The sequence below is a fragment of the Pseudobutyrivibrio sp. MD2005 genome, assembly GCF_000621865.1.
GTDB lineage: Bacteria > Bacillota > Clostridia > Lachnospirales > Lachnospiraceae > Pseudobutyrivibrio.
In genome coordinates this window covers 31212-55231 of sequence record NZ_JHXE01000022.1, presented here as the reverse complement: position 1 = coordinate 55231, position 24020 = coordinate 31212, and the positions used below count along the sequence as shown (strand labels likewise).

22 protein-coding genes and 1 tRNA gene are annotated in these 24020 nt (G+C 35.1%); 22 read left to right on the top strand and 1 reads right to left on the bottom strand.

Going from position 1 to position 24020, the window contains the following annotated elements; genetic code table 11:
- Positions 1-3: 3 nt before the first annotated feature.
- From T498_RS0108970 to T498_RS0108875, 20 genes are all read left to right on the top strand, one after another.
- Positions 4-897: a diacylglycerol/lipid kinase family protein gene (locus T498_RS0108970; protein WP_028235624.1), complete on the top strand. Its 894-nt coding sequence runs from the start codon at positions 4-6 to the stop codon at positions 895-897.
- Positions 898-970: 73 nt separating this feature from the next.
- Positions 971-1834 (top strand): class II fructose-1,6-bisphosphate aldolase, encoded by an 864-nt coding sequence (fba, locus tag T498_RS0108965; RefSeq protein WP_028235623.1) that lies wholly within the window; start codon positions 971-973, stop codon positions 1832-1834.
- Between the two features lie 105 nt (positions 1835-1939).
- A complete protein-coding gene (locus tag T498_RS0108960; protein ID WP_330372283.1) occupies positions 1940-4060 on the top strand; it encodes a glutamine synthetase III family protein in 2121 nt (706 codons plus the stop codon).
- A 540-nt stretch (positions 4061-4600) separates the two neighbouring features.
- Complete coding sequence (locus T498_RS0108955) at positions 4601-4933, top strand: hypothetical protein (RefSeq protein WP_028235621.1); 333 nt, start codon at positions 4601-4603, stop codon at positions 4931-4933.
- Positions 4934-4951: 18 nt separating this feature from the next.
- Entirely contained in the window at positions 4952-7792 is a 2841-nt protein-coding gene (locus T498_RS0108950) for a hypothetical protein (RefSeq protein WP_028235620.1), read from the top strand.
- Positions 7792-8781 (top strand): leucine-rich repeat domain-containing protein, encoded by a 990-nt coding sequence (locus tag T498_RS0108945; protein WP_028235619.1) that lies wholly within the window; start codon positions 7792-7794, stop codon positions 8779-8781. Before T498_RS0108950 ends, T498_RS0108945 begins: the two co-directional genes overlap by 1 nt.
- A 77-nt stretch (positions 8782-8858) precedes the next feature.
- Positions 8859-9842 carry a leucine-rich repeat domain-containing protein gene (locus T498_RS0108940; protein ID WP_028235618.1) on the top strand — a complete coding sequence of 328 codons (984 nt, stop codon included), beginning with the start codon at positions 8859-8861 and terminating at the stop codon, positions 9840-9842.
- 79 nt (positions 9843-9921) lie between these two features.
- Positions 9922-10929, top strand: a complete 1008-nt coding sequence (locus T498_RS0108935; RefSeq protein ID WP_028235617.1) for a leucine-rich repeat domain-containing protein — start codon at positions 9922-9924, stop codon at positions 10927-10929.
- Complete coding sequence (locus tag T498_RS0108930; RefSeq protein ID WP_028235616.1) at positions 10922-11971, top strand: leucine-rich repeat protein; 1050 nt, start codon at positions 10922-10924, stop codon at positions 11969-11971. Before T498_RS0108935 ends, T498_RS0108930 begins: the two co-directional genes overlap by 8 nt.
- Before the next feature lie 39 nt (positions 11972-12010).
- Complete coding sequence (locus T498_RS0108925; RefSeq protein WP_028235615.1) at positions 12011-12298, top strand: hypothetical protein; 288 nt, start codon at positions 12011-12013, stop codon at positions 12296-12298.
- 66 nt (positions 12299-12364) lie between these two features.
- Entirely contained in the window at positions 12365-15046 is a 2682-nt protein-coding gene (locus T498_RS0108920; RefSeq protein ID WP_028235614.1) for a hypothetical protein, read from the top strand.
- Between the two features lie 161 nt (positions 15047-15207).
- Positions 15208-15702, top strand: coding sequence for a hypothetical protein (locus tag T498_RS0108915; RefSeq protein ID WP_028235613.1), 495 nt, complete (start codon positions 15208-15210; stop codon positions 15700-15702).
- Positions 15703-15933: 231 nt separating this feature from the next.
- Positions 15934-16491 (top strand): hypothetical protein, encoded by a 558-nt coding sequence (locus tag T498_RS0108910; protein WP_028235612.1) that lies wholly within the window; start codon positions 15934-15936, stop codon positions 16489-16491.
- Entirely contained in the window at positions 16481-17098 is a 618-nt protein-coding gene (locus T498_RS0108905) for a hypothetical protein (protein ID WP_028235611.1), read from the top strand. The genes T498_RS0108910 and T498_RS0108905 overlap by 11 nt, the downstream gene beginning before the upstream one ends.
- Positions 17099-17195: 97 nt before the next feature.
- Positions 17196-17459, top strand: a complete 264-nt coding sequence (locus T498_RS0108900; protein WP_028235610.1) for a hypothetical protein — start codon at positions 17196-17198, stop codon at positions 17457-17459.
- Between the two features lie 14 nt (positions 17460-17473).
- Complete coding sequence (locus T498_RS16770) at positions 17474-17620, top strand: hypothetical protein (RefSeq protein WP_155951049.1); 147 nt, start codon at positions 17474-17476, stop codon at positions 17618-17620.
- Positions 17621-17725: 105 nt separating this feature from the next.
- A complete protein-coding gene (locus tag T498_RS0108890) occupies positions 17726-18310 on the top strand; it encodes a hypothetical protein (RefSeq protein ID WP_028235609.1) in 585 nt (194 codons plus the stop codon).
- A gap of 302 nt (positions 18311-18612) precedes the next feature.
- Entirely contained in the window at positions 18613-19050 is a 438-nt protein-coding gene (locus T498_RS0108885) for a hypothetical protein (RefSeq protein ID WP_028235608.1), read from the top strand.
- 31 nt (positions 19051-19081) lie between these two features.
- Positions 19082-19558: a hypothetical protein gene (locus tag T498_RS0108880; protein ID WP_036978251.1), complete on the top strand. Its 477-nt coding sequence runs from the start codon at positions 19082-19084 to the stop codon at positions 19556-19558.
- Between the two features lie 108 nt (positions 19559-19666).
- Positions 19667-20212: a hypothetical protein gene (locus tag T498_RS0108875; protein ID WP_028235606.1), complete on the top strand. Its 546-nt coding sequence runs from the start codon at positions 19667-19669 to the stop codon at positions 20210-20212.
- 264 nt (positions 20213-20476) lie between these two features.
- Here the strand turns inward: T498_RS0108875 and T498_RS15405 are convergent, their stop codons facing one another.
- Entirely contained in the window at positions 20477-23050 is a 2574-nt protein-coding gene (locus T498_RS15405) for a transglycosylase domain-containing protein (protein WP_051524689.1), read from the bottom strand.
- A gap of 54 nt (positions 23051-23104) precedes the next feature.
- Between T498_RS15405 and T498_RS0108860 the strand changes: the two genes are divergently transcribed.
- Positions 23105-23758: a YigZ family protein gene (locus T498_RS0108860; protein WP_028235605.1), complete on the top strand. Its 654-nt coding sequence runs from the start codon at positions 23105-23107 to the stop codon at positions 23756-23758.
- A gap of 143 nt (positions 23759-23901) precedes the next feature.
- Positions 23902-23973 (top strand) — tRNA-Gln (locus tag T498_RS0108855).
- Positions 23974-24020: the final 47 nt, after the last annotated feature.

Sequence of the window (24020 nt, the reverse complement as noted above, 5' to 3'; positions counted from 1 at the left end):
TATATGTCAAAGAGATTATTATTTATAATAAATCCACGCTCAGGCAAAGGACAAATAAAAGAACATCTTGCTGACATCCTAGACATTATGATTAAGGCGGGCTATCAGGTTAGTGTACATGTGACACAGGCTGGTGGCGATGCTACAAAACAAACAGTTGAACAGGCCAAGGATTTTGATAGAATCATTTGCTCTGGTGGAGATGGTACACTTGATGAAGTTGTCACAGGTATGATGCAGCTAGATCCATCAGATAGAAAGCCTATAGGGTATTTGCCTGCAGGCTCTACAAATGATTTTGGTAATTCACTTGGTATAGATAAGAATATGTTAAATGCAGCTCGTATTAGTGTATCTGAGCATCTATTTCCTTGTGATATAGGTCGTTTCAATTCAGATTCATTTGTTTATGTGGCTGCATTTGGTCTTTTTACAGAAGTTTCATATGCGACATCGCAGGATTTAAAAAATGTTCTAGGACATGCAGCATACATTATTGAAGGCGCAAAGCAGCTGAGGGATATTCCATCCTTTAGAATGCAGGTTGAGTACGAAGGTAATGTGGTATACGACGAGTTTATCTATGGAATGATTACCAATTCCAAATCAGTAGGTGGTTTCCAAGGTATTATTCGAGGTGATATTGGATTAAATGACGGTGTTTTTGAGGTTACACTTATTAAAATGCCAAGAAATCCAATTGAGTTAAACGAAATACTTGGATTTATGACAGGTCTTATTCCCGATTCTTCTATGGTTTATTCTTTCCAGACTAAGGCTATCAAGCTTACTTGTAGTGAGGAAGTGCCATGGACACTTGACGGTGAATTTGGTGGAAAGCATAGCGCAGTTTACATTGAAGATGAACGCGGCGCACTAGAAATAGCTATTGAATAGGCATTAACGTTATGTTAAAATTTGCCTTAGATGGGTTTGGAAGCCCAAAAACGATTTATATGGAGGAATCATTATGTTAGTTTCTGCAAAAGAAATGCTTGATAAGGCAAAAGCAGGTCACTATGCTGTTGGTCAGTTCAATATCAACAACCTTGAGTGGACAAAGGCTGTTCTTCTTACAGCTCAGGAGCTCAATTCACCAGTTATCCTTGGTGTATCTGAGGGCGCTGGTAAGTACATGACAGGTTTCGGCACAGTAGCTGCTATGGTAAAGGCAATGGATGAGGAGCTCGGAATCACAGTTCCTGTAGCACTTCACCTTGATCACGGTACATACGAAGGATGCTATAAGTGCATTAAGGCTGGCTTCACTTCAATCATGTTCGACGGTTCACACTATCCATTCGAGGAGAACCTTGCAAAGTCTTCTGAGCTTGTTAACGCAGCTCATCAGCTTGGTCTTTCAATCGAGTGCGAAGTTGGTTCTATCGGTGGTGAAGAAGACGGCGTTGTTGGTATGGGCGAGTGCGCTGATCCAGAAGAGTGCAAGATCATCGCTGATCTTGGCGTAGATATGCTTGCAGCTGGTATTGGTAACATCCACGGAAAGTACCCAGAGAACTGGGCTGGTCTTCAGTTTGATGTTCTTGATGCTATTCAGCAGAAGACAGGTGCTATGCCACTCGTTCTTCACGGTGGTACAGGTATCCCAGCTGATATGATTAAGAAAGCTATCGAGCTTGGCGTATCTAAGATCAATGTTAATACAGAGTGCCAGCTTTCATTTGCTGATGCTACACGTAAGTACATTGAAGCAGGTAAGGATCTTGAGGGTAAGGGATTTGATCCTCGTAAGCTTCTTGCTCCAGGTGCTGAGGCTATCAAGGCTACAGTAAAAGAGAAAATGGAACTTTTTGGTTCAGTTGGAAAGGCCTAAACCGATATGTCGGTTTAGCTTTTAGTTGAACTATTGAAAGACAATCGGTGGGGAAGCTTGCTGATTGTCTTTCTTTATATATGTTAAGGGAAAGGATACATGATAATGGAACAATATTTTAATGTGGCAGACATCTTTGGCGAGAATGTTTTTAATGACACTGTAATGCAGGAGCGACTACCAAAAAAGACATACCAAAAGCTAAAGCAAACCATTTCAGAGGGCAAGGAGCTTGATCTTGAGACTGCTGATGTTATTGCTCACGAAATGAAGGAATGGGCTATCGAAAAAGGCGCAACTCATTACACACACTGGTTCCAGCCTCTTACAGGCATAACTGCTGAAAAGCATGATTCATTTATTTCAGCACCATTGCCATCAGGAAAGGTGCTTATGAGCTTTTCTGGTAAGGAATTAATTAAGGGCGAACCAGATGCCTCTTCATTCCCATCAGGTGGACTCCGTGCCACATTTGAAGCAAGAGGATATACTGCTTGGGATCCAACATCTCCTGCATTTGTAAGACAGGACGCAGCAGGTGCAACACTTTGCATACCTACAGCATTTTGCTCATACACAGGTGAAGCATTGGATCAGAAAACACCACTTTTACGTTCAATGGAGATTCTCTCTGAGCAGGCTATCAGATTACTTAGATTATTTGGAAATACTACTTCAAAGAGAGTTATTCCATCTGTCGGTGCTGAGCAGGAATACTTCCTTATCGACCGTGAAATGTATCTTGCCCGTAAGGATTTAATGTACACTGGCCGTACACTTTTTGGCGCAATGCCACCAAAGGGTCAGGAAATGGACGACCACTATTTTGGTTCTATTCCAGAGCGTATCGAAGCATATATGCGTGATGTAAATATCGAGCTTTGGAAGCTTGGTGTTTCGTCAAAGACACAGCACAACGAGGTAGCGCCAGCTCAGCACGAGCTTGCTCCTATCTATGCACAGTGTAATGTTGCTGTTGACCATAATCAGATTATTATGGAGACACTTAGAAAGGTTGCTAACCGTCATGGCCTTCAGTGCTTATTGCATGAGAAGCCATTTGCAGGCGTAAATGGTTCCGGAAAGCATGATAACTGGTCCCTCGTAACAGACGATGGCATCAATTTATTTGAGCCAGGACGTTCTCCACACGAGAATATTCAGTTCTTATTAGTACTGTGCCTTGTTCTTAAGGCAGTAGATTTGCATGCGGATTTGCTTCGTGAATCGGCATCAGACGTAGGCAACGATCACAGACTTGGTGGAAATGAGGCACCTCCTGTTATCATCTCTGTTTATCTTGGAGAGCAGCTTGAGGATGTATTGACTCAGCTTATTTCTACAGGTACAGCTACTAAATCTAAGAAGGGTGAAAGACTTGATACAGGTGTTAAGACTCTTCCTGATTTTAGAAAAGATGCTACAGACAGAAACCGTACATCGCCATTTGCCTTTACTGGAAATAAATTCGAGTTCAGAATGGTTGGTTCTCAGGATTCAGTTGGAGAGCCAAATGTAGTTTTAAATACAATTATGGCTGAAGCTTTATGCGAAGCTTGTGATGAGCTTGAAAAGGCAGCAGATTTTGATATTGCTGTCCATGATATGATTAAGAAGCTTGCTACAGAACATCAGCGCATCGTGTTCAATGGTAATGGATATGGTGATGAGTGGATTGAGGAAGCTAAGAAGCGTGGCTTGCCAAGTATCAATTCACTTGTTGAAGCTATTCCAGCTCTTACAACAGATGCAACAGTATCTATGTTTGAAAAGTTTGGCGTATTCTCACGCGTAGAGCTTGAATCAAGAGCAGAAATCGAATATGAGCAGTATATTAAGTCAATCAATATCGAAGCCAGAACAATGATTGATATGGCTTCTAAGCAGATAATTCCAGCTGTAATAAGCTATGCGACAGAGCTTGGACTTTCTATTGGAACTATTACAGACGCATGCCCAGAGGCTGATGTAAGCACTCAGAAGGAGCTTCTCATTAAGGTATCTAATTACTTAAAAGAAGCAAAGGATGCTTTAGTAAAACTTAGAGAAACAAATGAAAAGGTATACTCTATGAAAGCTTCTAGCTGCGAAAAAGCTAACTGCTATCATGATGAAGTAGTTACAGCTATGGAAGCTCTTAGAGCTCCTGTAGATGCATTAGAGATGATTGTAGATAAAGAATCATGGCCAATGCCAAGCTATGGAGATATGATATTCGAAGTTTAATAAATAAAAAAATAGGCGATAGCGAAAGCTATCGCCTATTTTCAAGCCTAGTAAATGGCGACGATTTTTTATAGTATAAACATATCATACTAATAGAATATGGGCTGAATTAAAAAAGCTAGGAGTTGCACAATCTCCTAGCTTTTTCTATTCCGTTTGGTCACGGTGACTTAATCCGTAGGCTCATTGCCAGAATCATCTATGTCGAGCCATTTACAGATATAGTGACAAGCCATACTTGCCATAACAGAGACTAAAAATACCAAAAATGTCCGTAAAATATTGTAAGAGCATTTAGAAACTGTTAAAATTTGATGGTGTTTTGTGAAATTTACATAAAAATATAGAAGTAGTAAAAGGGGCGCTAAATTCCTAAAATGTATGTTTACTTATCTGTTAGCGAATAACTTAAAATAGATGAGCTGCAAGACGAAATTGACGATTTACTAGACGACGATGATGATGAAGATGATTAAAACAAATAACATAATAAAAAAGTAGGTAAATAAACAATATTTATAGATATGGAGAATATGAATTATGGCAGAAGCAGATGTATATTTAGGTTTAGTAAATAGTGATAGTAGTCAGGGTGAATACTACAATCCAGAAGAGTTCAACCTTCTTTTGGATGATTTAAATGAAACAGCCTCTATTATGACAATAGAAGATGCAGTCTTTATTAGCAAGGCTGCAGCTGAAGGCACAAATGCAATGGAATTACTTAATCAAAAACTAGATCAAGTACAGCAGATGACAAACAGATACAAAACTTTCATGACAGTTGATGTGTCAGGATTAATAACGGATTGCACAACCAACGTACAAACGGCAGACAGTATATCAGGTGATGCGATAGACGTAGCAAATTAGGATAAAGAGGAGACACAAATGGGTGTATTAGGTAATTTAATAGTCAACAATATTGTCGATTATACGATACATAGCTTTATTAACGCAGGCAAGTTTTTTAATGTTCCGGCGACAAGAAAGTATTTTGGAGATTGGTCTGATTCGTTCACAGATTTTGAGAATTATGCAAATGAGCATTTTGTAGCAATGGATGCAGTGGCAACTACAGACACTTGGATGGGCGTGGATGCAGATGCAGCAAAAACTATGCTGAGTGATACTGAAACAACACTTTTAAATGATATTTTAAAGCTGCATGATGACATAGATAGCTTGCATGCAACAATACTTGAAAACTTTAAACTCACTGTAGATAGTGACCCAGAGGCATACATAAGTTACGACGATTTAACTAAAATAGAGAATGATTTTAAAGAAAAATCGGAAGCATATAATGCGCAGGTAAAGACAGTAGAAGATATGATACTGGATTTACAGGAGAAATACAGTAAATACGGAGATATAAGGACGCAAGATTTTTCAGCAGGTAAAACTGCATTTGCGAATTTTTGTGGTCCTGATGAGTCATTAGGATCTTTAGCAGTCGAAATTGCATTTTCGAAATTTTGCAGTGATGATGAGCCAGAAGGATATCTAGCATACTGTAGACAAAAGCTCATAAAGTTCGATAACGAAACGCAAATATTGATAGAGGAAGCGAATATAGACAGCAGAGTAGATGACTTGAATAAAAGAATGGCATCATTCATCGTTGAAAAACATCCTGAATATCTTCAGCTTACCTATTTAAACAATGTAGGTAAATTTGTAAGTGGAGATAGTATTTTATTAAATGATACATATTCCTGGTCGCTTATTGATGCAAAGCAAGTGCGTGAAATATATAGTAAGGTCATAAAAGATAGCTCAAATTATACTGTTAATAGAGCATTTTTCTATGGATATATGACATATCTAAATAACATAGGAAGTGGGAATTGGAGTGATGAGGATTGTGAATCAATCAGCATGATAATGCATTTAGCAATAAAAAATAAGGACACTGAATTGCTGAATCATGCATTGACAGAATTTACCTATACAAAAGAAATAGATAGGTCCGAGGCAGGGGGTGGAGATAATGTTACATATGAAATTGGTGTAAATAAGGAGCTAATGTCGAAGGTACTTGAACATGTGGATTGGAAAACTCAAGGAAGAACATACTCTACATTATCAAGAATAGCGAATATGCCTTCAGAGACCTTTAAGACAGCATACTATGATAATGGTGAAGTGCGTAAAGGCTATGAAAAACCATATATAAGATTAGGCTCTAGTCTTGTAGATGAAAAGCTTAAAATTACAATAACTACTAATAATAATTCATATGATTTTATGTCAGTAAATATGTATAAGAAAATTGGTGAAGAAGGCTATCAGAATCTTAAAGCAATAGGAATGACAGATGAGGATATATGCGAGTTTGCAAACTCAGTTTTCACAGACGAAGATATTCAATTGGTTCAAGGATTAAGCCAAGCTACTACAGAAGAGGAATATTATAAGGTGGCGCAAATTAATCCTGAGAAACTTTCAGATAGTGGAAATGTGGCATTCTCAATATATGGGTTACAAGTGTTTGATAATTGTTATGATTATGAAATCGATTCTGATGGTAACCAAATTGTAAAAGAGAATAAAGATGGCATTAATAAACTACTAGCTTTTTCAAATGGAATGTTTTTAGGAAATGATTGTACATTATCTGCGGAAGAGAGAAATAATTATGAAGTAGGGGCACAATGTAAAATAGAAGGAGAGTGGGTATATTGTAATAATTACTTTAAAATGGCATATTCTATGACAAATTATTCTTTAGAAAATTCACAGACATTGTTTGAAAAATATGTCGATTTAGATAAGGAAGATTTAGAACAAAAAAATAAATTTTTTACAGCTCAAAAGCAAAACTATGATTACATGACATATCTAGAAGGTATAAGAGCAGGTGTTCAAATAAAGTATAAAAACTTAGTTGAGCAAACTACAGCATCAGAACGCAGAAAAACAGTCAATGTATACGACACACAATTAGATTCAATTTCATTATATACGGTAACTAATGGTAGAATTCATATTGATTTCGAGATAAATAATACTAATCTTACAAATAAAGAATCAGACTCATATAAATATTATGCTATACAATATTGTGGAGAAGAAATAGATAATGAATACAGAAAAGAAGAGTACGATAAAGCTGTAAAAGAATATAACAATTCTATTACATCACTAGGATTAGATATTGTTGGCTGCGTACCAGTATTTGGTGAGCTTCAAAACATTGTTGATGTAGGGAATACAATTATTGGTATTGGTAGTGATGGTGAAAACATAGTAAGTTCGCATAAGGAAGTAGAAGAAAAGTATGAAAGATTAATGTGTGAATGGAATCAAGATGGTATTTCAGTTGAGGGACTCCCAGGGGGGAATGAATTAAAAATAGGATGTTATGATCCAGAAACTATTTATAAGTGGAATATAGTGCAAAGAGATGGATTATCGGTTATGTGTGTGGATAGTGATGATGTAAAAGAAGTAACATTATACATAAATAGATTATCAGAAGATGATTTTAAAAATTTTATGTCAGGAAAAGAATGGAATAGATATTCAGTAGAAGAAAAGAAAGAAATACTAACATGTATATGGACTGGAGAAACAGGAAAAGTAAGTATAGATGATTTATCAAACGTCCAATTTGATGATGCTGTAAAATTCTTGCAAAATAACTTATCAATAGACATAAAATATGATAATACAGCAGCGGTAGGAAAAACGTTTTCGGAAAAATTAAGTAATTGGGAGGCCTATTAATGCAAAAAGTTAAGAAAATAATAAAATATATTCCGGCAATAATAATTGTACTTATTATTGGATTCGTCCTATTACCATTTATTCATCCGATTGAGCTTTATAATCCTTTCGAAGGAATTTATTTTAAAGTCCATGGAACCTATGCAGTTGCAGTTGATTATGATAAGGCGATTATAAAAATACCAACGCATTTTTTCTTTAGACCAGTAGAGCAAATAAGCACAAAAGGCGTAAGCAGTAAAGGGTGTGACATAGTTGAAGAGGTGGAAATACCCGATTCTGTTACAATGATAGATGTATGTTCATTTTTGGGCTATAACAAGTTAAAGAAGGTTACAGGAGGCGAAAATGTTATAATTATACGTGATAGAGCTTTTCTATCCGATGATCTATTAACAGAAATACCTTATTTTGAAAAAGTTGAACTGATAGAAGAAGATGCATTTACTGACTGTAATATTAGATATTTAAAGTTACCTCAAACGATAAAAGAAATAGATGATAGAGCATTTGCATATAATCAAATTGAGGAGATAGATGCAGATTTAAACAACGTTAAATTAGGTGCGCAGGTATTTAGAAAGAATCCATTTGAAAAAGAAATGGGTGAATTTGTAATATACCCAGATAATAGTTTACAGGAATACAATGGTAATAGCTCAACAATTGTCATCCCAGATGAAGTAACAGCGGTAATGGGGGCGTTTCATGATTATGGTGAAGACATGGATTATGTCGAGATATATGTGCCAGAATCCGTTGAAAAGATAGGATTGCTTTCTTTCTGGACATTGTGCGATACAAAAGTATATATACCAGAAAGTGTGCAAGAAATGAAAGTACTTGCTACGGGTAAGGATGATGGATGCTTTGGCCCCCATACAACTATAGTTACTACTAAAGGAAGCTATGCTGAGCAATATGCTAAGGAATTTAATATAGATTATGAGATAGTGGATGAGATTGAGTATCCAGAAAATGCTGAGTGAACCAATGTGTAGATGGCTATAGCGCAGCGCAGGGGATAATACTGTTCAATAGGGCTAGTTAATTGGGAGGCCTATTAATGCAAAAAGTAAAGAAAATAATTAAATATATTCCGGCAATAATAATTGTACTTATTATCGGTTTTGTCTTATTACCATTTATTCATCCGATAGAGATATATAGCCCTGTACAAGGGATTTATTTTGAAGTACATGGCACATATGCAGTAGCGGTAGATTATGATAAGGCGATTATAAAAATACCAGAAAGCTTCTTTTTTAGACCTGTAACACAAACACATACGAAAGGGGTAAGAAGTAAAGGGCGTGATATAGTTGAAGAAATAGAAATACCAGATACTGTTACTATGATAGATGTATGTTCATTCAATGGGTGTGACAAATTAACAAAGGTTACAGGTGGGAAGAATATTAGAGTAATATGTGATTCAGCTTTTCGGTCAGATGAACTTCTAACAGAAATACCTAATTTTGAAAAAGTCGAGGTGATAGAGCAAAATGCATTTACTGACTGTAGTCTTTCTTATTTGAAGTTACCTGAGACAATAAAAGAAATAGGAGATGAAGCATTTGCATACAATAATATTTCTAAATTAGATGCAGATTTAAATGATGTGACATTAGGAATACAGGTATTTTTTCATAATCCATTCCAAAAACAAATGGGCGACTTTGCAATATATCCCGACGGTAGTTTACAGGAATATAATGGGAATGATACAACAATTGTTATTCCCAACGGAGTGACGGTGATAAGTGGAGCTTTTTTTGATTTTGACGATGACAGTGAAAATATAAAAATATATGTTCCAAGTACAGTAACAAAGATAACAACAAGTTCCTTATGGTTTTCAAATCATGGGACTGTATATATTCCAGATAGCGTAATCGAAATCGATTACTACGATGATGAAGAGCAGTATTCATTCTATAATGCTTCAATTGTAACAACTAAAGGAAGCTATGCAGAAGCGTTTGCTAAAAAATATAACATTGACCACGAGATAGTGGATGAGATTGAGTATCCTGAAAATGCTGAATAAATCTAATGTGTTTAGATAACGAAAGTGTAACACTTGGAACAAACATTTTCGAAAAGACGAATCAACTAGGAGCCTACTAATGCAAAAAGTAAAGAAAATAATTAAATATATTCCGGTAATAATAATTATACTTATTGTTGGCTTTGTCTTATTACCATTTATTCATCCGATAGAGATATACAGCCCCTCACAAGGGATATATTTTGAAGTCCATGGCACCTATGCAGTGGCGGTAGATTATGATAAGGCAATTATTAAAATACCAGAAAGATTTCTATTTATGCCAGTGACAGAGACAGATTCAAAAGGAGCAAGATGTAAGGGGTGTGACATAGTAGAAGAAATAGAAATCCCCGATACTGTTACTTTGATAAATGTTTGTTCATTTAATGGGTATCATAAATTGAAAAGAGTTTCGGGAGGAAAAAATGTTAGAACTGTTTGCAATTCAGCATTCCAGTTAGATGATAGCTTAAGTGAAATACCATATTTTGAAAATGTTGAACTGATAGAAGAAGATGCATTTACTGACTGTAATATTAGATATTTAAAGTTACCTCAAACGATAAAAGAAATAGATGATAGAGCATTTGCAAATAATCAAATTGAGAAGCTAGATGCAGATTTAAACAACGTTAAATTGGGGGCGCAGGTATTCAGAAAGAATCCATTTGAAAAAGAAATGGGAGAATTTGTAATATACCCGGATAATAGTTTACAGGAATACAATGGTAATAGCACTACAATTGTCATACCAGATCAAGTGACGGCAGTAATGGGGGCCTTTGATGGTTATGGTGAAGACATGGATTATGTTGAGATATATGTGCCAGATTCCGTTGAAAAGATAGGATTGTTTTCTTTCTGGACATTGTGCGATACAAAAGTATATATACCGGAAAGTGTGCATGAAATGAAAGTACTTGCTACAGGTAAGGATGAAGGATGCTTTGGGTCACATCCAACTATAGTTACTACAAAAGGAAGCTATGCTGAACAATATGCTAAGGAATTTAATATAGATTATGAGATAGTGGATGAGATTGAGTATCCAGAAACTAATGTGAGTGAAGATGACAATGACTAAGAAAGTACTAGTGATAATAATTAGTTTACTATGTTTAGCAGTATTAGTAACAATGATTATGTTCTGCGGTATTGGAGTATGGATAGGAAATTTCAAATACTATTTTGATCCAACAACAAAAAAAGCTTATTTTATAGATTATCGAGGCGATGGCACTGATGTATTGCCGTATGAAATAAAAGGATTCAATGTCGAAATGACAGATTTTACCTGTATGGTAGGTAATTACAAATGTAGTTTTAATATCAAACCTAATAAGATATACATAGACTCATTTGAGGGCAAAGGTGAGTTTGTTTTACCGGCAAAACTACTCGGTAGAGATGTCTATTACGTGGATCGAATAGAGAATAATGATAATATTACAAGTGTTTACATAGAAAACAATGCAGATGATAAACGTTGGGGTGTGAATCTAAGATATTGTCAAAATATAGAATCCGTAGCTTTTGAAGAGGGTACAAAAGTTATATATACAGATATATGTCATTCTCCCAAACTAAAAACTATTAAATTTCCAGAAGGTGTGAAGGAAATTCATGGAGCTTATGCTAGTAATGGACTTGAAGAAGTCTACTTTCCTAAATCCGTTGTGTATGTATCGGGCTCAAGCTTTAATTGGACCAACTTTGTTAAAAATCACGAAGATGAAAAATATTATGTAGTTGGGGATAATGTTCTTCTATTTTACAATGGTTCAATAGATGAAATAATCATTCCAGAAGGGATAAAGTATCTATATAATTACCACTTATTTGATATAGATAATGATGTTTTAGAGAAAAAAATGTATTTATCTAAGTCGCTATGTAGATTAAATGTACGAATCCCAGAAAATGTTGAAGCATTTTTTGGAACGAATGAAGTTGAGGGATTAGATAAATGTACTATAGAGGGCACCCTAGTAGCTCCAGAAGGCTCTTACATACAGGAGTATTGCGAGGAAAATGGCTTAAACTTCCGTGTGATGACGGAAGAGGAAGAAGCTATCTGGCGTGAAAAGACTGAGGCTGCGGCATCTGAGATTACATATCAAGATTAAACTAAACTGATTAAGTGATAAACAAAGAAAGGACAAATTATGGAAATCATTATATATTCATTAGCTAGAGCATTAGGAGCAAATATCATTTTAATTATTATGGCTGTTTTAGCAGTTATGGCAGCAAAAGGAAGTAAAATTGCAGCTTTTGTTATTATGGGCATTGCAGCAGGTGTATATGGATTATCTTTTGTAGGAAATCTAAAGACCGGATACGTAGATACGATTTCGTCAGGAGCTACTATTTTTATTTTTGTTGTATCTATATTACTGATTATTACTAGGAAAACAGTAAACGCCGGAAGTTGTAATGCAGAAAATGCTTAACAATATACAAACAGGGCGTCAGTGATGTAATAGGTGTAGGAAACTAGCATAAAGAGGAGACAATAAATGGGAGCTATAGCAGCGGCTATAATAAGAGCATCAGGTATTATCGATTATACGATATACAGATGCACCGATTTTAACGCAGGCAAGTTTTTTGATGTGCCAGCGACGAATAAGTATTTTGGCGATTGGTCTGATGCATTTACAACTTATGAAACATACGCAAATGAGCATTTTACTGCAATGGACACAGTAGCAACTACGGACACATGGATGGGCGAAGATGCAGATGCAGCAAAAACTATGCTAAGTGATACTGAAACAACACTTTTAAATGATATTTTAAAGCTGCATGATGACATAGATAGCTTACATGCAACAATACTTGATAATTTTAACCTTACAGTAGATAGTGCAGTAGATGCTTACATCAGTTACGATGATTTAATGAAAATAGACAATGATTTTAAAGAAAAATCAGAAGCTTATGATACACAGGCAAAGGCAGTAGAAGACATGATACTGGATTTGCAAGAAAAATACAGTAAGTATGGAACTATAAACACACAAGATTTTTCAGCAGGCAGAACCGCATTTACGAATCTGTGTGGTGATGATGAGACAGTAGGATACTTGGAAGAGTGTAGACAAAAGCTTGTGCAGTTTGACACTGAGACTCAAATATTGATAGAGGAAGCAGATCTTGATAGTAGGATAGACGACCTTAATCAAAGAATGACATCATTCATCATAGAAACACACCCAGAGTATCATCTAGAATCCTATGTAGATGACATAGATGAATTTGAAAGTAAATACAAAGAAGAAAAAGCGAAAACCATTCTATGTAAAAACGCGTCGCTTTGGACTGTTAATGATGCATATCTTGTTTGTGAGTGGTATGAAACAGCTGTTAAGAATGAAGATCAGGATAGTATATCCAGACTTTACGACATACTTCTTATAAATGAATGTCAGGGTAAAAATATAGAAGATAATGGTGAAGTAAAATACTGTGAAGGCAAAAACTATGATTTATATGCATCATATCTCGATCCAGCTAAAACCAGCATAATGTTTCTTGTTGCATCGGCAAAAGGAAAAGGCGATAAAGAAGCATATACAAGTCTACTGCAAATGTCTCAAAACAGTATGGTTTTGGCTGTTGAAACAGGTAAGACGCCACCTTCATTTTCAATCACGACAAAAAAGGTAAATGCCGGAATATCAGTAAGATGGAATGCATTTCATGAAAGTGGAATAAAAGACTATAACGAAGTCATAATCTTTAACAAGGAAGGATTAACCTTACAACAAAAGTATGACCTGATAAAAGAAGATGAAGAAGTATCTGAAAAATACAGATCAGATTTAAAAGCGACAAAAGATGCTGTAAGAAAAAGTGAGCTTGAAGAGGTTACAAGTAAAAGTGATTTCAACAAGCATAATGAATATGAAAAAGATGTAAATGCTGAAGCCGATGATAGGCAGATGTACCAATACATAAATGATAATGTTTACAGGGCCCAGATAGATTTGGAAGCAGCAGAAGGATGTACATATCAAGCTTATCCATGCATAGAGTATTGCGTGACTCTCATGACTGATGAGCAAAAAAAGATATATAACTATTTATACTATCAGGACAGTCTAAATGGAACAGACAAAGCAGATGAATATATAGAACTTCTAGCGCCATCACTTAAAAATCAGGCAGGGAAAGAATTAGTTTCAAGCATAGAAGATGGTGATTTTTCGGAAGGAGGAAAAATTGTACTAAAAACCACAGTGGAAGTAGGTGTAGGATTTGAAAAAGTAGGAACAGGACTACAAAATGCTTTTAACTTAAATGATGATAGAGATGGCGTAGCAATGACGGGCATAGAAGATTACGTGGACTATTATGTAATGGAAAGTGCAAAATCAACTGGTGAAGCCACATTATATAATGTAGCAAAGGCTACAGGCGCATCAATACCTGGAATGGCAATGACAGTTGGAACATACGGACAAGGAGCGCCAGTATGGTTAGCATCCGTAGGCGCTAGTGCAACATTATATGGAACCAGCGCAGGAGGAAATGCCAAGGCAGAGGCAGAAAGAGCCGGATACACTCCTAGCCAGGCGGCTACTTATGGAGCCCTAAAAGGAACAGAAGAAGGTGTTAAAGTTGCGGCATTATCTGGTATAAGCTCATTAGGAAGAGTTGGTGCGGTGACAAGTTCAGTTTCATTACCTGTCGGAGCTGCAGGAGTTGCAACTGCATCATATGGATTAGAGTTCGTAGATGAAGCATTAATAGACCCAACTATCAGATACAATGTTCTAAATGATGAAAATGCATACAAAAATGTAGACTTGGAACAAGTGGCAATAAACGCAGGTATAACATCTGGGTTTACCACATTTAGTTATGTGGTTGATGCGATGAGGGGAAGAGAGTATGCGGATAACTATAATAATACAGATTCAGTAGCATATCATTCTGTAGGAGGAGACAATAGCGCAAAGAAAATACAAAGTGTACTAGATGGAATTGATATTAGTTATACAAGTCCAGAAAGTAGATTTGGGCAAGGGTTCTATGTTGCAGCTGATGGAGATACAACTGTAGCGGAACTTGCTTATCATGGTACAGAGGTTAAATATTCAATAAGATATGACATGAATTTAGAAGGACAGAAGGTATTAGATTTGACGGACATAAACATTGCGAATGAAAGAGGATTTATCAAAGGGCAATAAACACTACTTGAATGTCAAAGAATAGCAGAAAACGCATTGGAAGAGGGATATACAGTAATAAAAGTAAATTCGTACAGAGACTCAGGTATTAATTATGTTATATATGATAATTTTGATGAGATTTTGAAACCACAAATGGTTGTGCCGAAAGGAAATTAATTATGAAAAATAAAATTAGGAAATTTAAACTTTTTGTTGTACATGGAAGATGTACAAGATGTGGAACACAACGAATTATGTATTTTACGAATGATGCAATATATGGAGAAAGGATAGTTTCAACAAAAGATGGTAGCAAATGTGCGTATGCAGATTTAATAAATGAAGGCATAACTGATGAATTAAAAGTTATTTGTACTGAATTAATCTTAAATGAAAGTAATGATACATATAAGAATAAAATATCAAGAATTGTATCAAACATATATGGAATAACTTGCGATGAAATTGATGGAGATATAATAGATACTATTCCAAACACAAAATGCCCGAATTGCGGTCAGAGAACCATGGAAGAAATGCCTGAGTATGGTGAGCGATTGATTAGTCTTGAGTTATCAGAAGTGACCCATGACACATGGAGTAAACTAAACATAGAAGAACGTAAGTCTAAGGTCCAAGCAGAACTAGTTAGACAGGGTTACATAAAAAAATGAATAGCATATAGACGATATTTCATATATAAATATTGATTTGTTAGCTTTGATAAATATGGGCAAAGAGCCTCATTATATGGAACCAGCGCAGGTGGAAATGCCAAAGCAAAGTCCGAAAGAGCTGGATATACACCAAGTCAGTCAGCTACCTATGGAGCGCTAAAAGGAACAGAAGAAGGAGTAAAAGTTGTTGCACTTTCAGGAGTCAGTTCACTAGGAAGAGTTAGCTCGGTGACAAGTAGTGTTTCTCTTCCAGTAGGCGCATTGGGAGCTGGAACAGCTGCATACGGAATAGAATTTGTAGATGAAGCGTTAGTAGACCCAACAATCAGATATAACGTGCTAAATGATGAAAATGCATACAAAAATGTAGACTTGGAACAAGTGGCAATAAACGCAGGTATAACATCTGGATTTACTACATTTTCAAGAAGGGATAAAGCTGTATTTTGGAGTGGAGATTTAAATGCTGCAATTAATTATGCTGAATCAATAGATGGAGTGGTTATGGAAATAACGCCTGGTGGTAAAGTTCTTAATGGTTGGGAAACACTAAATGATGTTTATCCACCATATAAATGGGGGACAGGTGATGTTTTTGACCAAAAACCGATATGGGAAGCAATGTCAAGAAAATATGCTCATGGTGCGACAGGCGAAGTTACCTATGTTCATCCTAATGATTATTATGGTAATGTATGGAAAAACACAGAAGAACCAGTTCTGTTGTATAGGAAAATAATGGGGTATGTTACAAAAATAAATGAGGTAGAGATAAATGGAAAATAGTAGCGCTTATAAATATATTCTCCAAATATTAAATTCTAAAGGTAAAGAAAGAGATTTTATATATGATTATAGTACTATAAATGAAGTCTATGATTCGGAACGTTCATATATTGAGGAGCGTATTTGGAACAATTATGGTGGACAGCATGGTAATTATCTTTTGTCAGGTTTTTTACCATATCTTAGGGAATATAAAGGGATTGAAAAGCTTGATGAAAATCTTAATAAATATCAAATTCCAAGTTATGCAAGTATAATAACTGCAAAAATTCTTTTTAACAATACGGGGGAAACAAAATATATTGATATTATACTAAAAAATATTGAAAAAACTGACTCAAATAAATATCAACTGATATCAACCATGCTAGACATAAAGAGAACAAAAGAAAGTTTCGACATGTTTGAACAGATTTATTTGAAAGTAAATGATGATATTGATGTGATGGTTGCAGCTGAAGGAATGCTATTGATGGTAGGAGTTATTGTTTCGACTGATGAGCTATTAAATAAACCTGAAAAAATAGAATTATTGAAAACATATTGTATAAAAGAGCATAACCAAAAAGAAGAAATAATAAAAGAACTGAATAAAAAATATACGTGAATTAATAGAAATTAATTATCGTGAATTTCCTTTGAAGATAGCAAATGTTAAAGGAGAAATCATTTAGATTGAGTTTAAACTATTTAGAGGAATTAATGTGTATTTAGATTATAGAAATAAAACATATAAACTTGTCCGAGATGGAGATGAATGGGAAATAATCTCAAATGATGTAAGAAGTATTATGGATGGATTTAGAAAGGATGGAAATATATATTATAAACAGATTAATAATCAGAAATTATTGAACACAAGATATGGTCCCTTTCAGATTATAATATATGGGTTGATGATTATAATGAGAGAATTAAGCTTAATAAACCATTTGGGGATATTCATGAGTATTTATGGAATGAAGTAAAAGAATATTTTTAAATGGCATTTAAAAACATTTTTTCGGTAACAGTTTTGGAAATTTTAGGAAATGAGGATAATATTTTAGAAAATGCAAAATGGTATATGGGACCACTTACAATGAAATTGCAAAGAGAGGCAGATATTGCTATAGGAAGGAAACGTTGAGTTAGATTGGCAAAATGAAAAACTGCATACACGGATTTATACAGTGATGATGTACTATTAAGACAATTAGTTAAGTGTATCTGATGATTTATTCTGGGGATTGGTATGGCCGAAGTAGTAGAAATAAATATTATTTGTAAGGATGAAGTGAGTCCTGATATTTTACGAGAGTTTATTCATAAAGAAACAGAAAATAGGTATGGATATGAAGTTATTGAAGCAATGGATAATTGGGAATATGAGAATTCTATAGAGATTCATTTGGAAGATATTAGAAATTATTTCCTAAGAAACAAAATAATTTGTATAGAAGAAAAAATAGAAGATGGTGCTGTTGGAATAAATATTGAAAGGCTAGAGAGTGGGATATGCTATACAGTATGGTTTAATCAAAAAAAATATGATAATTTAACCGAATATAATAACTTGATTAATCAGTTTTTGATATTTCTAAACCAAGACTTAAGCGGCAATTTTTTATTATGTGCGATTGGGAAAGAGGTTATTTTTGAGTTTCAAAATGATAATGTAAATCTTTTCAATAAATCTCATGGAATAGATATTTGGGTTAATTTAAATATAGAACTTATAGATACGGTTATGCAAAAATATGAAAAAGTTAATTTTGGTAATTTTATAGTTCTAAAAAAAAGGAACAAGGATATTTCTCTTAATGTGGATAGTATATAATAAAGTGTGTTAATTAGGGGTAAAACTGATTATCTTTAAGTGCAGGTATGTTGATAAATAAAAACTACATACGTGCACTTTTTCAATTTGGATAGCTGGCTTTTTATTAGCTGGCATCATTAAGCGCTAGTGCAACATTATATGGAGTCAGTGCAGGAGGAAATGCCAAGGCAGAGTTTGAAAGAGCCGGATACACCCAAAACCAGGAAGCAACCTATGGAGCCCTAAAAGGAACAGAAGAAGGTGTGAAAGTTGCGGCATTATCAGGACTCAGCCAACTAGAAAGAGGATGAGTATTACAAATGAATTTCAAAGAAATAATTATTTATGAGTTTAAAAATATAATTGAAAAATATAATATGCATTTGGCAGAAATTTCAGAGAATGAAATTGTACTCTATACAGACAAATATTTTCTATCGTTAATGCTTCATTCGAGTGAAGTTGAACTATATTATTATGAGAAACAAGACAAAATAATAGTTGAATATATTATCAATTCTTTTATTGCATATTCAATTAGTGCTGAAGATAGGAATACTACTAAAAATAGAATTAAAGAGGAATCAAATATTCAATTAAGTATAGCATTGTTATCACAAACATTAGATGAAAAGTGGAGTGATTTGCTTCAAGGAGGGAAAGATTGGATAAGCAAATATAAAGAATTTATATTGTACATACCTGAAAGAGATGTAACTGAATATGTTGTCAAAAAGTACAAAGAAGTATTGCGATAAAAAATGTTATATTAAGAAATGGGGACCATATATGAGTATTGTATATTGTGAGTTTAAAGGAACAAAATACAGAGTTAAAAAGAAAAATAATGAATTAATTATTACATCACAAGAAAAAAAGAAGGGTTTTGTTAATTATATAGATATACTTGGAAAAGAACATAATGATTTATTTATGAAAAAGGTTACGGAAGATGAAATAGATTCAATATATAGCGAAGATATATTTTTAAAATTTAAGAATGTGTATTTTGAAATATTTGCTGATAAGATTTCAAAAAAAGCAGTGGCGGATAATGCCTACGTGATTTGCACGGATTCAGAGCAACTGGCCTACTTGCATGGCTTTGAGAAAAAAGAACAATTCTTATATGTAAAAACTATTTCGAGAAAAGAAATAGAAGAGATTAAAATCGTAAAAAATGAAATATCGCAGTCAAAAAAAAGTGTGCAGACACAAGAAATTGTGAGAGGAAAAAATATAGATGAATGGCTCGCTGAACAGTAATAGAATTCATGATTTTAGCTAAGAAATATAGTAACCCCGAATATACTAGCTAATAGAGACAATAAATGGGTCTTTGGAATGTAAGAATTATTAAATTAGGTGAATAAAATGCTAAGCGAAAAAGGATTTATAGAGAAAATTACAACTGACGGAATAAAATTTATCAGTGATAACGAGAGCATAAGAGAGCAAACAAAGGACAATAATTCATATTGGGAAATTTTAAAGGAAGATAAGACATTTCATATAAAAGAAATGGGGAATGAGAAAGTACTGTTTTCAGACAATGAATATGATGATTTCTATTTGTGTTCATATATATATATTCATAAGACTGAGTGTTTTAACAGAATTATCAGTAAGATATTGGAAGAAAATGATATTTTGTATGAAGATAACTGTGAACTAAAAGATATTAAAAAGATTTTGAAATATGATAATATAACTATTCCTTCAGGGGTGAAAATTAAATTAGATGCATCGAAATTAATACTAATAAACAATGGAAGTATAGTTCTGGAGAATCAGTGTGAAACATACAGTGATGCGTTGTTTTTAATGATACAGTGGTGCTGTTATATCTGGTATTTTTCAGGATTAATAGAATATACAGATAATAATATAAGATTTTTATTTGAAGTAATTGATTTTTAGCATATAAGATTCTACTTTATCCCTTTTAATGAATCGAGTTAATTGTATCGACTCACAAGATAATGAGGAGAACAAATTAAGGTATTTAGTAGAGCGCCAGTGCAATCATTTAAGAGTAGACACTCATACTGATAATAAAGTAATGCAGAATCTTCTCGCAAAACTTGGCTTTAAGAAAAAAGGAAAGGATGCTGCAAAACTTGGTTTTGCAGCATCCTTTATTCTACATTCTGAGGCCAGCAGATTTTGCTAGTCTTTTTTTATTTAAGGCGTTCCGCCAATAACTTCGACTGTTCCTTCGGTTACGGTTGATGTACCTCCACCACCGACAGCGCCTGAGTTAGGCATCGGTGTGCCACCATGAATTGGACAATACTGTCCGAAAGTTGAAGCATTGACTGAATATGGTTCATCAGCAGAACCTGCAGCGCCGCCAACTATAAATACACCTCCGTATTGAGGGCACTCAGAATTGGCAAACATATGAGTTTCTGTACATACATAGCCTAAATAATGCTTATCGCAATATTCTGTTGGCTCTGTGCCTTTTTCGAAGTATTCGGTGTATACCATCGAGCCTCTTGGATCGTGGTCACATACTCCGTTAACTGCTAATTTTCCAGATTTACTACAAACTTGAACAGCTACAATATCGGCTGGCTTAACAAAATCCTTGTATGCCAAATTCTCGTGAATTCTGCTCATTACAGCCTTCCAAATTACTTTAGAGTAAGTTGTATAGTTTTGAGGTGTATTATCGTCATATCCACCCCAAATAACGCCTGTATAGTAAGGTGTGAATCCTGCAAAGACTGTGTCACGATTCTTTGTTGTAGTACCTGATTTGCCGGCTACAGCCATGCCATCAAAATTAGCTGCTGTACCAGTACCCTTTGTCATAACATCTTCCATGGCACTTGTAAGAAGCCATGCAGTAGTTTCTTTTAATACTCTTCTTGAAGAGTTCTCTCTGTTGTCGAGAATGATATTTCCCTGATGATCTACAACTGTTGTGTAGAAGATAGGAGTGTTATACTCACCACCGTTTGCAATAGTTGCATAGGCTGCAGTTAAGTCTAAGTTTGTTACACCATTTGTGATACCACCAAGTGCAAGGGCCTGGTTGTTATCGCCATCTGTCAAAGTTGTTATTCCTAAATCCTTGGCATATTGGAAACCTAAGCCTGTGCCAATATCAGCCATAACCTCAACTGTAACTACGTTGATTGAGTTGGTGATGGCAGTTCTTATGTTTGTCCAACCAAGATATTTATTATTGTAGTTCTTAAGCGATGTACCATCCGAATAAGTAGTAGGATGATCGTTTTCAACTGAAGCAAGTGTCATACCGCCTGCATCTAACGCTGCAGCATAACAAGCGATTACCTTGAATGTTGAACCAGGCTGACGAGTAATACCGGTAGCTCTATTAAGAGTTTTGGCTGCTGTCTTGTCGCCTCGTCCACCAACCATTGCAACAACATGACCAGTAGATTGATCTATGATAGTCATGGCTGCCTGTGGCTGTAAGGTGAATGTGACTGATTCGCCACCAACTTCATCGCCAGGCTCCATAACAGCTTCTTTATAAGCTTCAATGGCTGCTTCAGCCTCTTCCTGACTATCAAACTCAAGAGTGTAGCTCTTGTTGCTTGCCTGATAATAAGAAAGCATTGTTGTGTCAGAATAATTAGCTGTAGAACCATCTGACTTATTGATTGTTAGTCTGTAAGAAAATGATACTTTTTCAATACCGTTGTAATTATCTGTGTTATTAATTTCTTCTTGAACAATATCCTGAATAGCAGTGTCTTGTGTTGAATAAATTGATAAGCCACCAGAATATAAGAGCGAATATGCTTCTGTTTCTGTATAACCTAATCTATCCTGCAAATCAGTGATAATCTCATCTGTAAGTGCATCTACAAAATAAGAAGTAGATGTTGTAGTTTGTTCAGTGTTAAGTACCTGAATTCGATCATAAACATCATCTGCAAGAGCTTCTTCGTAAGCGCTTTGAGTGATGTAACCTTGTTCAAGCATGTTGTTTAGCACTTTTTTTCTACGCTTAGCATTATCTTCAGGATGAGATATTGGATTGTATTTTGTAGGATTCTGTGTAATTCCTGCAATAACTGCACATTCAGAAAGTGATAAATCTGAAACTGATTTATTGAAATATCTTTCTGCGGCAGCCTCAACACCAAGTGTATTCTGACCTAAGTTAATACTGTTTAGATAGTTTTCCAGGATAGTATCCTTTGAAACGATTTTCTCTAATTGTACAGCTAGGTACTGCTCTTGAATCTTTCGATTGATACTGTCCATCTTTGTGTGTTCAGATGTCCAGGTGGTGAAGTAGTTATTCTTTAATAACTGTTGGGTAAGTGTACTGGCACCCTGTGAAAAATGAAAACCATTTAAGATACCAGTCATACCTGCTCTTACAATACCTTGTGGATCAATACCGTTGTGTTCGTAAAAACGAGCATCTTCGATTGCAACAAACGCATGTTGTAAATCTAGTGGAATATTGTCTAGTGTAACGTAAGTTCTGTTGGCTCCAGTAGACGCCAGTGTTTCTATTTCGTTTCCGTCGGAGTCGTATACCGTACTCATATAACCGGTAGGCGAAATATCTATTGTTGAAACATCCGGAAGCTGGTCAATCAAATTCTTTGCATAGAGGTAAGCAAATATTCCGCCAGCAAGCACTACAGAGATGATACAAATAAGTGAAAGACGAATGATAGCAAGCCCGGCGCTGCGGTGCTTTCGCTTTCGCTTCCCCTGTAGCTGAGCGGATTGCTTAGCTGCATTTTCTTTTCCGTAATTCATAATAACCTCCAATTTAGACTTCATTATACCAAAATTATCAATTATAATAAACCTATGGAAAATAAGAGCTTTAAAATAGTTTATAAGGGCGGAATTGGCGAAATAGAAGAGAAAAAATCGCGATTTATTGCTAGTATCCACCCCGTTAACACAGAAGAAGAGGCGGTTAATTTTATTAACGCCAAGAAAAAGGAATACTGGGATGCCAGACATAACTGCTCGGCATTTGTCATTGGAAACAATAATGAAATAACACGATGCAATGATGATGGAGAGCCTGCACAGACAGCAGGACGTCCTATGCTTGATGTATTGCTTCGTGAGAACATTCACAATTGCGTTGTTGTAGTAACCAGATATTTTGGAGGAGTATTACTTGGAACCGGTGGCCTTGTTAGGGCATATCAGGGAGCTGTTCAAGAAGGCTTGAAAGCTTGTCAGCTTTTAGAACCAAAAGAGGGAAAATGCTGCAACATATCTACCGACTACAATGACTATGGAAAGATTGAATATGTTCTTAGAGAAAAAAATCTTCCCATACTTAATACAGTTTTTGAAGCCAATGTTACTATAGAAAGTGTAGTGCCACTTGATATGGTTGATGATTTCAATAAAAATCTTGCAGATAAAACAGCAGGTAGAGCAACGGTTATTTGGGACGATCCAATCAAATATGACATTTTAGAAGGAAAATTATTAAAGTTTTAAGGGCTGAAAAGCCCTTATTTTCTAGGGAAAATGGCTGTCCGAAAAATAATTTGAAAAAAATCGAAAAAAATTTCAAAAAAGTACTTGCGTTTTTCAAAATCATGCCCTATAATAGCATTCGTTGACGCGATAAATCAACACGATGGCCCATCGCCAAATGGTAAGGCAACGGACTCTGACTCCGTCATTTCAAGGTTCGAATCCTTGTGGGCCAGCTAGACCTAAGCAAAACACTTGCTTAGGTCTTTTTCTTTTATTAGAA

What these genes read in the sequence shown, in the direction of transcription:
- T498_RS0108955 (WP_028235621.1), top strand. Translation starts at nt 4,601, where the DNA reads ATGGCAGAAGCAGATGTATATTTAGGTTTAGTAAATAGTGATAGTAGT.
- T498_RS0108885 (WP_028235608.1), top strand. Translation starts at nt 18,613, where the DNA reads ATGAATTTCAAAGAAATAATTATTTATGAGTTTAAAAATATAATTGAA.
- T498_RS0108935 (WP_028235617.1), top strand. Translation starts at nt 9,922, where the DNA reads ATGCAAAAAGTAAAGAAAATAATTAAATATATTCCGGTAATAATAATT.
- T498_RS0108880 (WP_036978251.1), top strand. Translation starts at nt 19,082, where the DNA reads ATGAGTATTGTATATTGTGAGTTTAAAGGAACAAAATACAGAGTTAAA.
- T498_RS0108940 (WP_028235618.1), top strand. Translation starts at nt 8,859, where the DNA reads ATGCAAAAAGTAAAGAAAATAATTAAATATATTCCGGCAATAATAATT.
- T498_RS0108970 (WP_028235624.1), top strand. Translation starts at nt 4, where the DNA reads ATGTCAAAGAGATTATTATTTATAATAAATCCACGCTCAGGCAAAGGA.
- T498_RS0108960 (WP_330372283.1), top strand. Translation starts at nt 1,940, where the DNA reads ATGGAACAATATTTTAATGTGGCAGACATCTTTGGCGAGAATGTTTTT.
- T498_RS0108915 (WP_028235613.1), top strand. Translation starts at nt 15,208, where the DNA reads ATGAAAAATAAAATTAGGAAATTTAAACTTTTTGTTGTACATGGAAGA.
- T498_RS0108945 (WP_028235619.1), top strand. Translation starts at nt 7,792, where the DNA reads ATGCAAAAAGTTAAGAAAATAATAAAATATATTCCGGCAATAATAATT.
- T498_RS0108930 (WP_028235616.1), top strand. Translation starts at nt 10,922, where the DNA reads ATGACTAAGAAAGTACTAGTGATAATAATTAGTTTACTATGTTTAGCA.
- T498_RS0108875 (WP_028235606.1), top strand. Translation starts at nt 19,667, where the DNA reads ATGCTAAGCGAAAAAGGATTTATAGAGAAAATTACAACTGACGGAATA.
- fba (WP_028235623.1), top strand. Translation starts at nt 971, where the DNA reads ATGTTAGTTTCTGCAAAAGAAATGCTTGATAAGGCAAAAGCAGGTCAC.
- T498_RS0108950 (WP_028235620.1), top strand. Translation starts at nt 4,952, where the DNA reads ATGGGTGTATTAGGTAATTTAATAGTCAACAATATTGTCGATTATACG.
- T498_RS16770 (WP_155951049.1), top strand. Translation starts at nt 17,474, where the DNA reads ATGGCATTTAAAAACATTTTTTCGGTAACAGTTTTGGAAATTTTAGGA.
- T498_RS0108920 (WP_028235614.1), top strand. Translation starts at nt 12,365, where the DNA reads ATGGGAGCTATAGCAGCGGCTATAATAAGAGCATCAGGTATTATCGAT.
- T498_RS0108905 (WP_028235611.1), top strand. Translation starts at nt 16,481, where the DNA reads ATGGAAAATAGTAGCGCTTATAAATATATTCTCCAAATATTAAATTCT.
- T498_RS0108890 (WP_028235609.1), top strand. Translation starts at nt 17,726, where the DNA reads ATGGCCGAAGTAGTAGAAATAAATATTATTTGTAAGGATGAAGTGAGT.
- T498_RS0108925 (WP_028235615.1), top strand. Translation starts at nt 12,011, where the DNA reads ATGGAAATCATTATATATTCATTAGCTAGAGCATTAGGAGCAAATATC.
- T498_RS0108860 (WP_028235605.1), top strand. Translation starts at nt 23,105, where the DNA reads ATGGAAAATAAGAGCTTTAAAATAGTTTATAAGGGCGGAATTGGCGAA.
- T498_RS15405 (WP_051524689.1), bottom strand. Translation starts at nt 23,050, where the DNA reads ATGAATTACGGAAAAGAAAATGCAGCTAAGCAATCCGCTCAGCTACAG.